Source organism: Klebsiella sp. ZJOU C1 (genome assembly GCF_035620215.1).
GTDB classification, from domain to species: Bacteria; Pseudomonadota; Gammaproteobacteria; order Enterobacterales; family Enterobacteriaceae; genus Klebsiella; species Klebsiella variicola.
Window position 1 is genome coordinate 1764055 of the sequence record NZ_CP141644.1, and the last position, 14978, is coordinate 1779032.

The window sequence follows — 14978 nt, forward strand, 5'->3', positions numbered from 1 at the left end:
TCGGCGAGTTTTAGCCATTGCGGACCGTGTCACTGAATGATAAAACCGATAGCCACAGGAATAACTTATGCCCGCGGCGGTTCGCGGGCAAAACAACATAGCAACGTGGTGAGGGGAAATGGCTCAGGTCTATAACTTCAGTTCGGGCCCGGCAATGCTGCCGGCGGAAGTACTCAAACTGGCTCAGCAAGAACTGTGCGACTGGCACGGTCTGGGTACGTCGGTCATGGAGATCAGTCACCGTGGTAAGGAGTTTATCCAGGTGGCAGAAGAGGCAGAACAGGACTTCCGCTCTCTGCTGAATATCCCTTCCAACTATAAAGTTTTGTTCTGCCACGGCGGCGGCCGCGGCCAGTTCGCGGGGATCCCGCTGAACATCCTCGGCGATAAAAACGTCGCTGACTATGTGGACGCCGGCTACTGGGCCGCCAGCGCGGTCAAAGAGGCGAAGAAATACTGCACGCCGAACGTTATCGACGCGAAAATCACTGTCGATGGCAAGCGAGCTGTTACGCCGATGAGCGAGTGGCAGCTGACGCCGGGCGCGGCCTATCTGCATTACTGCCCGAACGAAACCATTGACGGTATCGCGATTGATGATACGCCGAATTTCGGCGACGACGTCATCGTCGCTGCTGATTTCTCCTCCACCATTCTGTCCCGCGAAATTGACGTCAACCGCTTCGGTGTAATCTACGCCGGCGCGCAGAAAAATATTGGCCCGGCAGGGCTGACGCTGGTCATCGTGCGTGAAGATCTGCTGGGCAAAGCCAGCGTGGCCTGTCCGTCGATCCTCGACTATACCGTGTTAAGCGAGAACGACTCGATGTTTAACACGCCGCCGACGTTCGCCTGGTATCTGGCTGGTCTGGTGTTTAAGTGGCTGAAACAGCAGGGCGGCGTCGCTGCGATGGATAAAATCAACCAGCAGAAAGCCGAACTGCTTTATGGCGTTATCGATAACAGCGGGTTCTACCGTAACGATGTGGCGCAAGCCAACCGCTCACGCATGAACGTGCCGTTCCAGCTGGCGGACAGCGCACTGGACAAACTGTTCCTCGAAGAGTCGTTTGCCGCCGGGCTGCACGCGCTGAAGGGCCACCGCGTGGTGGGCGGCATGCGCGCCTCCATCTACAATGCGATGCCGCTGGACGGCGTGAAGGCGTTAACCGACTTTATGCTGGACTTCGAACGCCGCCACGGTTAATCGCCTGTTTCTTTCTTCCTCCCCGCGGCCTGTCTGCGGGGTTTTTATTCTGTTTGTTTGAGAGTGAAGTTTGATGGAATCCCTGACGTTACAACCCATCGCACGCGTAGAGGGCACCGTGAACCTGCCAGGTTCGAAAAGCGTCTCCAACCGCGCGCTGCTGCTGGCCGCTCTGGCCCGCGGCACGACGGTGCTGACCAACCTGCTGGACAGCGACGATGTGCGCCATATGCTGAATGCCCTGAGTGCGCTGGGGGTTCAATATACCCTATCTGCCGACCGCACCCGCTGCGAAGTGACCGGCAACGGCGGCCCGCTGCGCGCTGCTGCGGCGCTGGAGCTGTTCCTCGGCAACGCCGGAACCGCGATGCGTCCGCTGGCGGCGGCCCTGTGCCTTGGCAGCAACGATATTGTGCTGACCGGCGAACCGCGGATGAAAGAGCGCCCGATCGGCCATCTGGTGGATGCCCTGCGTCAGGGCGGCGCTCAGATCGACTATCTTGAGCAGGAAAATTATCCACCGCTGCGCCTGCGCGGCGGTTTTCAGGGCGGGAACGTCGAGGTTGACGGCAGCGTCTCCAGTCAGTTCCTGACCGCGCTGCTGATGACCGCGCCGCTGGCGCCGCAGGATACCGTGATTGCCATTAAGGGCGATCTGGTGTCGAAACCCTATATCGACATTACGCTGCACCTGATGAAAACCTTCGGCGTTGAGGTGGACAATCAGTCTTATCAGCGTTTTGTGGTGCGCGGCAAGCAGCAGTATCAGTCGCCAGGGGATTACCTGGTGGAAGGCGATGCTTCCTCGGCCTCGTATTTCCTCGCCGCTGGCGCCATTAAGGGCGGCACGGTAAAAGTCACCGGTATCGGCCGCGGCAGTGTGCAGGGCGATATCCGTTTCGCCGACGTCCTGGAGAAAATGGGCGCTACCGTGACCTGGGGCGACGATTTTATCGCCTGCACCCGCGGCGAGCTCAAGGCTATCGATATGGATATGAACCATATCCCGGACGCGGCGATGACCATCGCCACCGCCGCGCTGTTCGCGCAAGGGACCACTACGCTGCGCAATATCTACAACTGGCGGGTCAAAGAGACGGACCGTCTGTTCGCCATGGCGACCGAGTTGCGTAAAGTGGGCGCCGAGGTGGAAGAGGGTGAAGATTATATTCGCATCACCCCGCCGGCAAAGTTGAAATATGCTGAAATCGGCACCTATAACGACCACCGGATGGCGATGTGCTTCTCGCTGGTGGCGCTGTCTGATACGCCGGTGACCATCCTTGATCCCAAATGTACGGCCAAAACGTTCCCGGACTATTTTGAGCAACTGGCGCGGATCAGTACCCTCGCCTGAGTAAAACTTTGTCATCCCGCGGGCTGATGTCCTGTCAGCCCGCTATAATTGCGCAAAACTTCTGCTTTTCATTTCCTGTAGTCCGTAATTTACAAGCAATGCTCACTTTCCGGCGTATTGATGCGTATAATGCGCGGCGTTTATATTCCATGCGCCTTGCTGAAGGAGAAAAAGATGACGGCGAATATTCCGGTAATCACCATTGATGGGCCTGGCGGTGCGGGTAAAGGTACGTTGTGCAAGGCAATGGCGGAAGCGCTGGGCTGGCATCTGTTAGATTCAGGCGCGATCTACCGCGTTCTGGCGCTGGCGGCGCTGCATCATCATGTTGACGTAGAGTCCGAAGAGGCGCTGGTGCCCCTGGCGGCCCATCTTGACGTGCGCTTTATTTCTACTGACGGCACCCTGGAAGTGGTGCTGGAAGGGGAAGATGTCAGCGGCGAAATTCGCACTCAGGAGGTCGCCAATGCCGCCTCGAAAGTGGCCGCTTTCCCCCGCGTTCGCGAAGCGCTGCTGCGCCGCCAGCGTGCTTTCCGTGAACTGCCGGGGCTCATCGCCGACGGGCGCGATATGGGCACGGTGGTTTTCCCGGACGCGCCGGTGAAAATTTTCCTTGATGCCTCGGCCGATGAGCGGGCGCATCGCCGCATGCGGCAGTTGCAGGAAAAGGGCTTTGATGTTAACTTTGAACGTCTTTTGTCCGAGATAAAAGAGCGTGACGATCGCGACCGAAATCGCGCCGTGGCGCCGCTTGTCCCGGCTGCCGATGCATTAGTTCTCGATTCAACAGAACTAAACATTGAGCAAGTGATTGAAAAAGCGCTACAATATGCGCGCGAAAAATTGGCCGTTGCGTGAGCCTTAACCGGTAGCGCGCCGAAGCCTCCGAATTATAGCAGTACCCCGCGGCAATGGATGGTCAGCGGGTATGTGAAACAACCCCATCCGGCACGGAGCCAGGTGGACGTTAATATTAACCTGAAGATTAAACATGACTGAATCTTTTGCTCAACTGTTTGAAGAATCCTTAAAAGAAATCGAAACCCGCCCGGGTTCCATCGTTCGTGGTGTTGTTGTTGCTATCGACAAAGACGTAGTACTGGTTGACGCCGGTCTGAAATCTGAGTCCGCCATCCCGGCTGAGCAGTTCAAAAACGCCCAGGGCGAGCTGGAAATCCAGGTTGGTGACGAAGTTGACGTTGCTCTGGATGCAGTAGAAGACGGCTTCGGTGAAACTCTGCTGTCCCGTGAGAAAGCTAAACGTCACGAAGCTTGGATCACGCTGGAAAAAGCTTACGAAGACGCTGAAACTGTTACCGGTGTTATCAACGGCAAAGTTAAAGGTGGCTTCACTGTTGAGCTGAACGGTATTCGTGCGTTCCTGCCGGGTTCCCTGGTAGACGTTCGTCCGGTGCGCGACACGCTGCACCTGGAAGGCAAAGAGCTTGAGTTCAAAGTCATCAAGCTGGACCAGAAGCGTAACAACGTTGTTGTTTCTCGTCGTGCCGTTATCGAATCCGAAAACAGCGCAGAGCGCGATCAGCTGCTGGAAAACCTGCAGGAAGGCATGGAAGTCAAAGGTATCGTTAAGAACCTCACTGACTACGGTGCATTCGTTGATCTGGGCGGCGTTGACGGCCTGCTGCACATCACCGATATGGCCTGGAAACGCGTTAAGCATCCGAGCGAAATCGTAAACGTTGGCGACGAAATCACTGTTAAAGTGCTGAAGTTCGACCGCGAGCGTACCCGTGTATCCCTGGGCCTGAAACAGCTGGGCGAAGATCCGTGGGTAGCTATCGCTAAACGTTATCCGGAAGGTACCAAACTGACCGGTCGCGTGACCAACCTGACCGACTACGGCTGCTTCGTTGAAATCGAAGAAGGCGTTGAAGGCCTGGTTCACGTTTCCGAAATGGATTGGACCAACAAAAACATCCACCCGTCCAAAGTTGTTAACGTTGGCGACGTTGTGGAAGTGATGGTTCTGGATATCGACGAAGAGCGTCGTCGTATCTCCCTGGGTCTGAAGCAGTGCAAATCTAACCCATGGCAGCAGTTCGCGGAAACCCACAACAAGGGCGACCGTGTTGAAGGTAAAATCAAGTCTATCACTGACTTCGGTATCTTCATCGGCCTGGACGGCGGCATCGACGGCCTGGTTCACCTGTCTGACATCTCCTGGAACGTTGCAGGCGAAGAAGCAGTTCGTGAATACAAAAAAGGCGACGAAATCGCAGCAGTTGTTCTGCAGGTTGACGCAGAGCGTGAGCGTATCTCCCTGGGCGTTAAACAGCTCGCGGAAGATCCGTTCAACAACTACGTTGCTCTGAACAAGAAAGGCGCTATCGTTGTTGGTAAAGTAACTGCAGTTGACGCTAAAGGCGCAACCGTAGAACTGGCTGACGGCGTAGAAGGTTACCTGCGTGCTTCTGAAGCATCCCGTGACCGCGTTGAAGACGCAACTCTGGTTCTGAGCGTTGGCGACGAAGTTGAAGCGAAATTCACCGGCGTGGATCGTAAGAACCGCGTAGTGAGCCTGTCTGTACGTGCGAAAGACGAAGCGGAAGAAAAAGACGCTATCGCTACCGTGAACAAGCAGGAAGACGCGAACTTCTCCAACAACGCTATGGCTGAAGCGTTCAAAGCAGCGAAAGGCGAGTAATCTTTGTCATTCAGGCAATAACAACCTGAATAGTGACGAGTTTACTTGACAGATTGCAGGATTCGTCCTGTAATCAAGCACAAAGGGCGGCTACGGCCGCCCTTGTTTAAGCTGTTAGCTAATTTTTGCCTTGAAGGAAACCGGAGGAATAATGACCAAGTCAGAATTGATTGAAAGACTTGCCAGCCAGCAATCTCACATTCCGGCGAAAGCGGTGGAAGATGCTGTTAAAGAAATGCTGGAACATATGGCCTCAACGCTTGCTCAAGGTGAGCGCATTGAAATCCGCGGTTTCGGCAGCTTCTCTCTGCACTATCGAGCACCTCGCACCGGACGTAACCCGAAAACTGGTGATAAAGTCGAACTGGAAGGTAAGTACGTTCCGCACTTTAAGCCCGGGAAAGAATTACGTGACCGCGCCAATATTTATGAAGAGTAAGTTGCACGACGTGCAACCTGCCTGATGATAAAAAAAGCACCTGCGGGTGCTTTTTTTGTGTCCGCGATTTACCTCCAGCTTCGCAAAAAAACCGTGCCTGACTGCAACAGATACGATTGTCTGGAAGGCGCTACGCACGCCTGAATTCGGCGGCGGGACGCCACCGTCGCTTTGCGTAACACTGCCTGCTCACAGGGAGGTGTTTATGCGTCTACCATGGCTTGCCGGATGCGCCAGCATCGCGATGCTGCCGCTACTCTGGCTACCCGTCTTGCCGGGCCCGCACGTTCTGGCGAGCGCGTGCCTTGCGGCGCTGTTGCTGACCCGCCTGCGCGGAACGGCCATGGCTTGTGTGGCGATGACGCTTCTGCTGATGATCTGGGGAGTATTGAGCGCGCATCAGGCGCTGTGGCCGACCCGGCACCTTACCGGCGCCATCCGGCAGGCGGAAGTGATCCTCAGCGAGACGGATGGCCAGGCCCTGCACCGTGGTCAGATTGTGCGCCTGGCGGGCCGCTACCTGTTTCCCCCGGTGGGCGTGACGCTGTACGGGGAACTTACACCTGCGCCCGCCTGTGCGGGTCAGCACTGGTTGATGACGCTGCGCCTGCGCCCGGTGCACGGGCAGCTCAACGACGGGGGCTTCGACAGCCAGCGTTATGCGCTGGCGCAGCACCGGCCGCTGAGCGGGGGGATTGTTGCAGCTTCCGCGCTGGATCCCCGCTGCAGCCTGCGCGCCCGCTACCTGGCGTCGTTGACCCGGCGTCTGGAGCCTTATCCCTGGCGTGCGGTGATGCTGGGATTAGGGATGGGGGAGCGACTGACCCTGCCGACGGCGATTAAGGTCCTGATGCAGAACACGGGCACCTCCCATCTGATGGCCATCTCTGGTCTCCATATCGCCCTCGCGGCTTCCCTTATCGTGCTCCTGCTGCGCGGCGTGCAGTATATTCTCCCGGGCCGCTGGATCGGCTGGCGGTTGCCGCTGCTGGCCGGGCTGGCCGGCGCCGTCGGCTATACCTGGCTGACCGGCATGCAGCCGCCGGCGCTGCGCACCTGCGTAGGGTTGGGCGTATGCTGCGCCTTACGCTTGTCGGGCCAACGCTGGACGGCGTGGCAGGTGTGGCTCTGCTGTCTGGGGGCGATACTCGTTACCGACCCGCTGGCGGTGCTGTCGCAAAGCCTGTGGCTATCCGCTTTCGCCGTGGCGGGGTTGATCTTCTGGTTTCAGTGGGTACCGCTGCCTGCCGGCCGCTGGCGCTGGCCATGGAAGACACTGTTCGCCCTCGTTCATTTGCAGGCTGGCGTGACGCTGTTGCTGATGCCGCTCCAGCTCCTGCTCTTCCATGGCGTCAGCCTGACGTCCATGGCCGCCAATTTGCTGGCGGTACCCTTAGTGACCCTGCTGGCGGTGCCGCTTATTCTCGGCGCGATGCTGCTGCATCTCACGGGACCGGGGATGGTGGAGTCGTTGCTCTGGCTGGCGGCCGATCGCGTGCTGGCGCTGCTGTTTTGGGGATTACGACGTTTACCGGACGGCTGGCTGCCGCTGGACGCCCGCTGGCTCTGGATCAGTAGCCTGCCGTGGCTGCTGGTGATGGGCTGGCGTTTTCAGAGCTGGCGGCATTTCCCGGCCCTGTGTCTGAGCGTGCTGTTCCTGCTGATGCGGCCCTTCTGGAGGCCGTTTCCCGCGGACGAATGGCGGGTGACGATGCTGGATGTCGGGCAGGGGCTGGCGATGGTTATCGAACGTCACGGCAAGGCGCTCCTCTATGATACCGGGCCAGCATGGCCGCAGGGCGACAGCGGTCAGCAGGTGATTATCCCGTGGCTGCGCTGGCATCATCTGCAGCTGCAGGGCATTGTGCTAAGCCACGAGCATCTGGATCATCGCGGCGGCCTTAATTCAGTGCTACAGGCATGGCCGCAGGCGTGGGTGCGCAGCCCTTTAGGCTGGGCGCGTCATCTGCCGTGTCATCGCGGCGAGCGCTGGCAATGGCAGGGACTCAACTTCCAGGCCCTGTGGCCGCTGCCGGGCAGCACGGCAAAGGGTAATAATCACTCCTGCGTGGTGCGCATCGATGATGGTCGCTCCAGCATCCTGCTCACCGGCGATATAGAACGTCAGGCGGAGCAGGCGATGATCAGCCGTTACTGGCAGCATCTGACGTCTACACTTATCCAGGTTCCCCACCACGGTAGCAACACCTCCTCCAGCGAATTGCTGGTCCGCCGGGTAGAGGGTGCGGCCGCGCTGGCATCCGCTTCGCGCTACAATGCGTGGCGGATGCCCTCGTACAAGGTGGTTCAGCGCTATCGCCAGCGGGGGTATCGCTGGTTCGCCACGCCGCAGCAGGGACAGATAACGGTGGTTTTTTCCGCAGAAGGGTGGCAAATCCATAGCTTACGGGATCAACTTTTACCACGTTGGTATCATCAGTGGTTTGGCGCGCCCGCCGATAACGGGTAGAATATGCGGCTATTTCAACACAAGCTGGTTTATTGAATGCAGAACGATAAAGATCTCTCCACGTGGCAGACCTTCCGCCGACTTTGGCCGATTATTGCACCGTTTAAAGCCGGGCTAATCGTCGCGGCGGTGGCGTTAGTGCTTAACGCGGGCAGTGACACCTTCATGTTATCGCTTCTTAAACCGTTATTGGATGATGGTTTTGGTAAAACGGATCGCTCAGTGCTGCTATGGATGCCGCTGGTGGTTATCGGGCTGATGGTGCTGCGTGGGATCACCAGCTACATCTCGAGCTATTGTATCTCCTGGGTTTCCGGCAAAGTCGTGATGACCATGCGTCGTCGCCTGTTCGGCCACATGATGGGCATGCCGGTGGCCTTCTTTGACAAGCAGTCTACCGGGACGCTGCTGTCACGCATTACCTATGATTCTGAGCAGGTCGCCTCATCTTCCTCCAGCGCGCTGATCACCGTGGTCCGCGAAGGGGCATCGATTATCGGCCTGTTCGTGATGATGTTCTATTACAGCTGGCAGCTGTCGCTGATCCTGATCGTACTGGCGCCGATCGTGTCGGTAGCAATCCGCGTGGTCTCCAAGCGTTTTCGTAATATCAGTAAGAATATGCAGAACACGATGGGGCAGGTCACCACCAGCGCTGAGCAGATGCTGAAAGGGCACAAAGAGGTGCTGATGTTTGGTGGCCAGGAGGTGGAAACCAAACGTTTTGATAAGGTCAGCAATAAAATGCGTCTGCAGGGGATGAAGATGGTTTCTGCCTCGTCTATCTCCGACCCGATCATTCAGCTTATCGCGTCGCTGGCGCTGGCCTTTGTCCTGTATGCCGCCAGCTTCCCGAGCGTAATGGACACCCTGACCGCCGGGACCATTACCGTGGTCTTCTCCTCAATGATTGCGCTGATGCGCCCGCTGAAGTCGCTGACCAACGTCAATGCCCAGTTCCAGCGTGGGATGGCGGCGTGCCAGACGCTGTTTGCGATCCTCGATTCCGAGCAGGAAAAAGACGAAGGTACGCGGGTCATTGAGCGGGCCAAAGGCAATCTCAAGTTTGAGAACGTCACGTTCACCTATCCGGGGCGCGAAGTGGCCGCGCTGCGCAATATCAATCTCGATATCCCGGAAGGGAAAACCGTCGCGCTGGTGGGGCGCTCAGGGTCGGGTAAATCGACCATTGCCAGCCTGATCACCCGCTTCTACGATGTTGACGACGGGCAGATCCTGCTGGATGGTCACGACCTGCGCGAGTACAAGCTGAGCTCGCTGCGCGACCAGGTGGCACTCGTTTCACAGAACGTGCATCTGTTCAACGATACTGTCGCCAACAACATCGCCTATGCCCGTACCGAAGAGTACAGCCGCGAGCAGATTGAAGAGGCCGCGCGAATGGCCTACGCCATGGATTTCATCAACAAGATGGACAATGGTCTGGATACGATCATTGGTGAAAATGGCGTAATGCTGTCCGGTGGCCAGCGCCAGCGTATTGCTATCGCCCGTGCGCTGCTGCGTAACAGCCCGATCCTGATCCTTGATGAAGCCACCTCGGCGCTGGATACTGAGTCCGAGCGAGCCATTCAGGCGGCGCTGGATGAGCTGCAGAAAAACCGCACCTCGCTGGTTATCGCCCACCGTCTGTCGACCATTGAGCAGGCTGATGAAATCGTGGTGGTTGAAGATGGGCGGATCGTGGAACGCGGAACGCACCACGATCTGCTGGAGCATAAGGGCGTGTACGCCCAGCTGCATAAGATGCAATTCGGCGAATGATCGCGCGCATCTGGTCCGGGGAATCGCCGCTGTGGCGCCTGCTGCTGCCGCTCTCCTGGCTGTATGGCCTGGTGAGCGCGGTGATTCGCCTCAGCTATCAGCTGGGGTGGCAAAAAGCCTGGCGCGCGCCGGTGCCGGTGGTGGTGGTCGGTAACCTGACCGCCGGCGGCAATGGTAAAACGCCGGTGGTGATCTGGCTGGTGGAGCAGTTGCAGCAGCGCGGTATTCGCGTGGGGGTGGTCTCTCGCGGCTACGGCGGTAAAGCTGACCGCTACCCACTGGTATTAACTGACCGGACCAGTACGGCGCAGGCGGGTGATGAGCCGGTGTTAATTCATCAGCGCACCGGCGCGCCGGTGGCGGTTTCTCCGCTGCGCAGCGACGCGGTGAAAGCGCTGCTCAGCGCGCACGATCTGCAGATTATCGTGACCGACGACGGGTTGCAGCACTATAAGCTGGCGCGGGACAGAGAAATTGTCGTTATCGACGGCGAGCGCCGCTTTGGCAACGGCTGGTGGCTGCCTGCCGGGCCGATGCGCGAGCGGGCGTCGCGCTTGCAAAGCGTTGATGCGGTTATCGTCAACGGCGGCGTGGCGCGTCCGGGGGAGATCCCGATGCAACTGCGTCCCGGGATGGCGGTTAACCTGCTTACCGGCGAACGTCGCGATGTCTCTACTTTCACGAACGTAGTGGCGATGGCCGGCATCGGCCATCCGCCGCGCTTTTTCGCCACCCTTGAAAACTGTGGCGTCCAGCCGGTCAAAACTGTGGCGCTGGCAGACCATCAGGCGCTGAGCCAGGCCGATGTCGCCGCCCTGGTAACCGCCGGGCAGACGCTGCTAATGACCGAGAAAGACGCGGTGAAATGTCGCGATTTCGCCGCCGCAAACTGGTGGTATTTACCGGTCGACGCCATAATGGCCGATGAACGCGCACAGCGGTTGCTTGCGGACTTAGCGACGTTGGCGCAACGTTAACTGACGCGCCGGATTTGCTCGCCGCTGTGCTGGAATTCCTGACGGAGAACCTGCATGTCGGTATTGCAATTATCGCTTAACGAGGCGCGTCACCTCCATCTCGCGGCGCAGGGGTTGTTAAAGAAGCCCCGACGTCGCGCTCGCCCGAAAGACATTCTTTCCACCATCCAGCAGATGTCGCTGCTGCAAATCGATACCATCAACGTGGTGGCCCGCAGCCCCTATCTGGTGCTGTTCAGCCGCCTCGGCAGCTATCCGCAGCACTGGCTGGATGAGTCGTTGCGCAGCGGCGAGCTAATGGAATACTGGGCGCATGAAGCCTGCTTTCTACCGCGCAGCGATTTCGCCCTGGTGCGCCATCGCATGTTGAATCCCGACAATATGGGCTGGAAATACCATCGCGCGTGGATGGAGGAGCATGCCGGGAGTATTGCAGAGCTGCTGGCGCATATCGGGCAAAACGGCCCGGTTCGCTCGGCGGATTTTATCCACCCGCGCAAAGGCGCCAGCGGCTGGTGGGAGTGGAAACCGCATAAGCGCCATCTGGAAGGGCTGTTTACCGCCGGCGAAGTGATGGTGGTGGAACGACGCAATTTTCACCGCGTGTATGATTTAACCCAGCGGGTGATGCCGGACTGGGATGACGAACGCGACGCGCTGTCCCGCGAAGACGCAGAGGCCATCATGCTGCGCAACAGCGCCCGCAGCCTCGGTATCTTTCGTCCCCAGTGGCTGGCCGATTACTATCGCTTGCGCCAGCCGTCGCTACCGGGTCTGCTGGCTGCCTGGCAGGAAGAGGGCCTGGTGGTGCCGGTTAACGTGGAAGCACTCGGCGAGATGTGGTTGCATCGCGACGCGCTGGCGCAGCTTGAGTCAGCGCCTGGCGGTAAGCTGATCGCCAGCCATAGCGCCGTGCTCTCTCCTTTTGACCCGGTGGTCTGGGATCGGAAACGCGCGGAGCAACTCTTCAACTTCAGCTATCGCCTGGAGTGCTATACCCCAGCGCCGAAGCGGCAGTATGGCTACTTCGTACTGCCCCTGCTGCACCAGGGAAAACTGGTTGGGCGGATGGACAGTAAAATACATCGCAAAAGCCAGGAGCTGGAGATCTTCTCCCTGTGGCTGGAGGAGGGTGTGAAGATCACCCGTGGCCTTGAGCAGGGGCTGCGCCGGGCGATTAACGACTTCGCGCGCTGGCAATCGGCGGAGCGGATCCTGTGCCGACGCTTGCCGGAAGGGCTGTTTGTCGGCCAGGAGCAGGGGTGGGAAATCAACGCCGATTGATCCCGGCGCCGACCTTCCTGTGATATGCTGCTGTGAAATCTATCCGGTCCATCAGGAGGAAACATGGATCACCGTTTACTTGAAATCATCGCCTGCCCGGTCTGTAACGGTAAGCTGTATTACAGTCAGGATAAGCAAGAACTTATTTGCAAACTTGATAGTCTGGCGTTTCCGCTGCGCGATGGTATTCCTGTGCTGCTGGAGACAGAGGCCCGAGCGCTGACGGTTGAAGAGAGTCACTCATGAGTTTCGTGGTTATTATTCCTGCGCGTTTCGCCTCTACGCGCCTGCCGGGAAAACCACTGCAGGACATTAACGGCAAACCGATGATTGTCCACGTGCTGGAGCGCGCGCGCGAATCCGGCGCGGATCGCATTATTGTCGCCACCGATCATCCGGACGTAGCCAGCGCCGTTGAAGCGGCGGGTGGTGAAGTGTGCATGACCCGCGCCGATCACCAGTCCGGCACCGAACGGCTGGCGGAAGTGGTGGAGAAGTGCGCGTTCAGCGATGACACTATTATCGTCAATATTCAGGGCGATGAGCCGATGATCCCCCCGGCGATCGTCCGCCAGGTGGCGGAGAATCTGGCGTCCAGCAGCAGTGGAATGGCGACGCTGGCGGTACCGATCCACGATGCGGAAGAGGCGTTTAATCCAAATGCGGTGAAAGTGGTGATGGATGCGCAAGGTTATGCGCTTTATTTCTCCCGTGCCACCATACCCTGGGATCGCGATCGCTTTGCTCACTCCCGCGAGACCATCGGTGATTCCCTGCTGCGTCACATCGGCATTTATGGCTACCGCGCTGGCTTTATTCGCCGCTATGTTAGCTGGGCGCCGAGCCCGCTGGAGCAGATTGAAATGCTCGAGCAGCTGCGGGTGCTGTGGTATGGCGAGAAAATCCATGTTGCCGTGGCGGCAGAAGTGCCCGGCACCGGTGTGGATACCCCGGAAGATCTGGAGCGCGTCCGCGCTGAACTGCGTTAATCCCCTGTCCCCTCCTTGCAGGGGGGGATATCCCCGCCGGTTTTTCGCTTTTTTTGTCCCTTTTTGATCTTATTCGATGACAACCCAGGTGCGGGCGCTCATTATGAAACCAGTAGTGTTCATAGGGGTAATCGACAATGGAACAGTTGCGAACCGAACTCAGTCACCTGCTTGGCGAAAAGCTGAGCCGGGTGGAGTGTGTCAGTGAAAAACCCGCTACGGCGCTGTGGTCCCTGTACGATGCGCAGGGAAACCCGATGCCGCTGCTGGCGCGCAGTTTCACCACGCCCGGTGTGGCGCGGCAACTGGCATGGAAGATCTCCACCCTCGCGCGCAGTGGTACAGTGCGCATGCCGGTGGTTTACGGCGTGATGACGCATGAAGAGCATCCCGGGCCGGATGTGCTGCTGCTTGAGCGCTTGCGCGGCGTTCCGGTGGAGGCCCCCACGCGCACACCAGCGCGCTGGGAGCAACTGCAGGAGCAAATCGTCGAGGCGCTGCTCGCCTGGCATCGTCAGGACAGCGGCGGCTGCGTAGGAATGGTCGACAATACCCAGGACAATCTGTGGTCGAACTGGTACCGCCAGCGGGTAGAGATGCTGTGGAGCACCCTGAACCTGTATCAGGATACCGGCCTGACGATGCAGGATAAGCGTATTTTGTTCCGCTCCCGCGAGTGCCTTCCGGAGCTGTTTCGCGATTTCAATGACAATGCCGTGCTGGTACACGGTAATTTCACCTTGCGCAGTATGCTGAAAGACCCACGCAGCGATCAGCTGCTGGCGATGGTGGGCCCGGGGATGATGCTGTGGGCGCCACGCGAGTATGAACTGTTCCGCCTTGCAGAAGGCGGCCAGGCGGAACAGTTGCTGTGGCGCTACCTGCAGCAGGCGCCAGTTTCCGAGGCCTTTGTCTGGCGGCGCTGGCTCTATCTGCTGTGGGATGAGGTGGATAATCTGGTCAATACCGGGCGCTTTGACCGCGCCCGTTTCGACCTCGCGACAAAATCACTCCTGCCCTGGCTCGCCTGAGCCACCTTTCAGCCATTGCCAGACACGACCGAGGGTTTCATAGCCGACCCGGTCGCTGTGCATCAGCCATACCGGGGAGGGGATGGCTCGTTCCCACGGATTAAGCGGCGAGGTCACCGCTAACTGATTTGCCGGCGCGGGCAGGGGATCCAGACCGGCATGACGAAAGAAAATCATCGCCCGTGGCAGGTGGGACGCCGAAGTGACCAGCAGGAAGGGCGCATCGCCGATGGCGCGCTTCACCGCCTGCGCTTCCTCTTCTGTATCTTTCGGCCGATCGAGCACGATGATATCGCTGCGTGGTACGCCGAGGCTCTCCGCGACTCTCGCCCCGGCCTCCGCCGTGCTGACGGGGTTGGTTTTTGCCGCCGCGCCGGTAAAGATCATTTTCGATCCGGGATTCGCCTGCCACAGGCGAATGCCCTCCGTCAGGCGCGGCAGGCTGTTATTGATAAGATTAGAGCTTGGCGCCCACTCCGGATTCCAGGTATAGCCGCCGCCCAACACCACCACGTAGCTCACCGGCTGCTCGCCGCGCCAGGTGGGGTAGCTATCTTCAATCGGTTTCAACAGGCTGTCGGCCACCGGTTGCAGGCTCAGCAGCGCCAGCAGCAGCCAGCCGAGGCTCACGCATAGCTTGCCGGTACGTTGAAAGCGGCTGAACCATAACAGCGCGATCCCGATCCCGATCAGCAACAGCAGGGCGGGAAGCGGCAACAGCAGACCGCCGACGATCTTTTTTAGCGTGAAAAGCATGCCAGATGGTTCCTTTTT

General features: G+C 58.7%; 13 protein-coding genes. 12 read left to right on the forward strand and 1 reads right to left on the reverse strand.

What is annotated here, in order from left to right:
* Positions 1–118 precede the first annotated feature (118 nt).
* From serC to SPE70_RS08340, 12 genes are all read left to right on the forward strand, one after another.
* Entirely contained in the window at positions 119–1207 is a 1089-nt protein-coding gene (gene serC / locus SPE70_RS08285; protein WP_008805856.1) for a 3-phosphoserine/phosphohydroxythreonine transaminase, read from the forward strand.
* A 73-nt stretch (positions 1208–1280) separates the two neighbouring features.
* Entirely contained in the window at positions 1281–2564 is a 1284-nt protein-coding gene (gene aroA / locus SPE70_RS08290) for a 3-phosphoshikimate 1-carboxyvinyltransferase (protein WP_008805857.1), read from the forward strand.
* Between the two features lie 174 nt (positions 2565–2738).
* Positions 2739–3422: a (d)CMP kinase gene (gene cmk, locus SPE70_RS08295; RefSeq protein WP_012542319.1), complete on the forward strand. Its 684-nt coding sequence runs from the start codon at positions 2739–2741 to the stop codon at positions 3420–3422.
* 133 nt (positions 3423–3555) lie between these two features.
* Positions 3556–5229, forward strand: a complete 1674-nt coding sequence (gene rpsA, locus SPE70_RS08300; protein WP_002898162.1) for a 30S ribosomal protein S1 — start codon at positions 3556–3558, stop codon at positions 5227–5229.
* Between the two features lie 151 nt (positions 5230–5380).
* Entirely contained in the window at positions 5381–5668 is a 288-nt protein-coding gene (gene ihfB, locus SPE70_RS08305) for an integration host factor subunit beta (protein WP_004100704.1), read from the forward strand.
* A 205-nt stretch (positions 5669–5873) separates the two neighbouring features.
* Entirely contained in the window at positions 5874–8138 is a 2265-nt protein-coding gene (locus SPE70_RS08310; RefSeq protein ID WP_055323167.1) for a ComEC family protein, read from the forward strand.
* A gap of 36 nt (positions 8139–8174) precedes the next feature.
* Positions 8175–9923, forward strand: coding sequence for a lipid A ABC transporter ATP-binding protein/permease MsbA (gene msbA / locus SPE70_RS08315; RefSeq protein ID WP_004201387.1), 1749 nt, complete (start codon positions 8175–8177; stop codon positions 9921–9923).
* Positions 9920–10900: a tetraacyldisaccharide 4'-kinase gene (gene lpxK / locus SPE70_RS08320; RefSeq protein ID WP_042947154.1), complete on the forward strand. Its 981-nt coding sequence runs from the start codon at positions 9920–9922 to the stop codon at positions 10898–10900. Before msbA ends, lpxK begins: the two co-directional genes overlap by 4 nt.
* A gap of 54 nt (positions 10901–10954) precedes the next feature.
* Positions 10955–12184 (forward strand): winged helix-turn-helix domain-containing protein, encoded by a 1230-nt coding sequence (locus tag SPE70_RS08325; RefSeq protein ID WP_012542317.1) that lies wholly within the window; start codon positions 10955–10957, stop codon positions 12182–12184.
* Positions 12185–12247: 63 nt separating this feature from the next.
* Positions 12248–12430, forward strand: a complete 183-nt coding sequence (gene ycaR / locus SPE70_RS08330; RefSeq protein ID WP_012542316.1) for a protein YcaR — start codon at positions 12248–12250, stop codon at positions 12428–12430.
* Complete coding sequence (kdsB, locus tag SPE70_RS08335; protein ID WP_012542315.1) at positions 12427–13173, forward strand: 3-deoxy-manno-octulosonate cytidylyltransferase; 747 nt, start codon at positions 12427–12429, stop codon at positions 13171–13173. Before ycaR ends, kdsB begins: the two co-directional genes overlap by 4 nt.
* 137 nt (positions 13174–13310) lie before the next feature.
* Entirely contained in the window at positions 13311–14204 is an 894-nt protein-coding gene (locus tag SPE70_RS08340; protein WP_008805863.1) for a YcbJ family phosphotransferase, read from the forward strand.
* Here the strand turns inward: SPE70_RS08340 and elyC are convergent.
* Positions 14181–14960 (reverse strand): envelope biogenesis factor ElyC, encoded by a 780-nt coding sequence (elyC, locus tag SPE70_RS08345; RefSeq protein WP_008805864.1) that lies wholly within the window; start codon positions 14958–14960, stop codon positions 14181–14183. The genes SPE70_RS08340 and elyC overlap by 24 nt on opposite strands.
* Positions 14961–14978 lie beyond the last annotated feature (18 nt).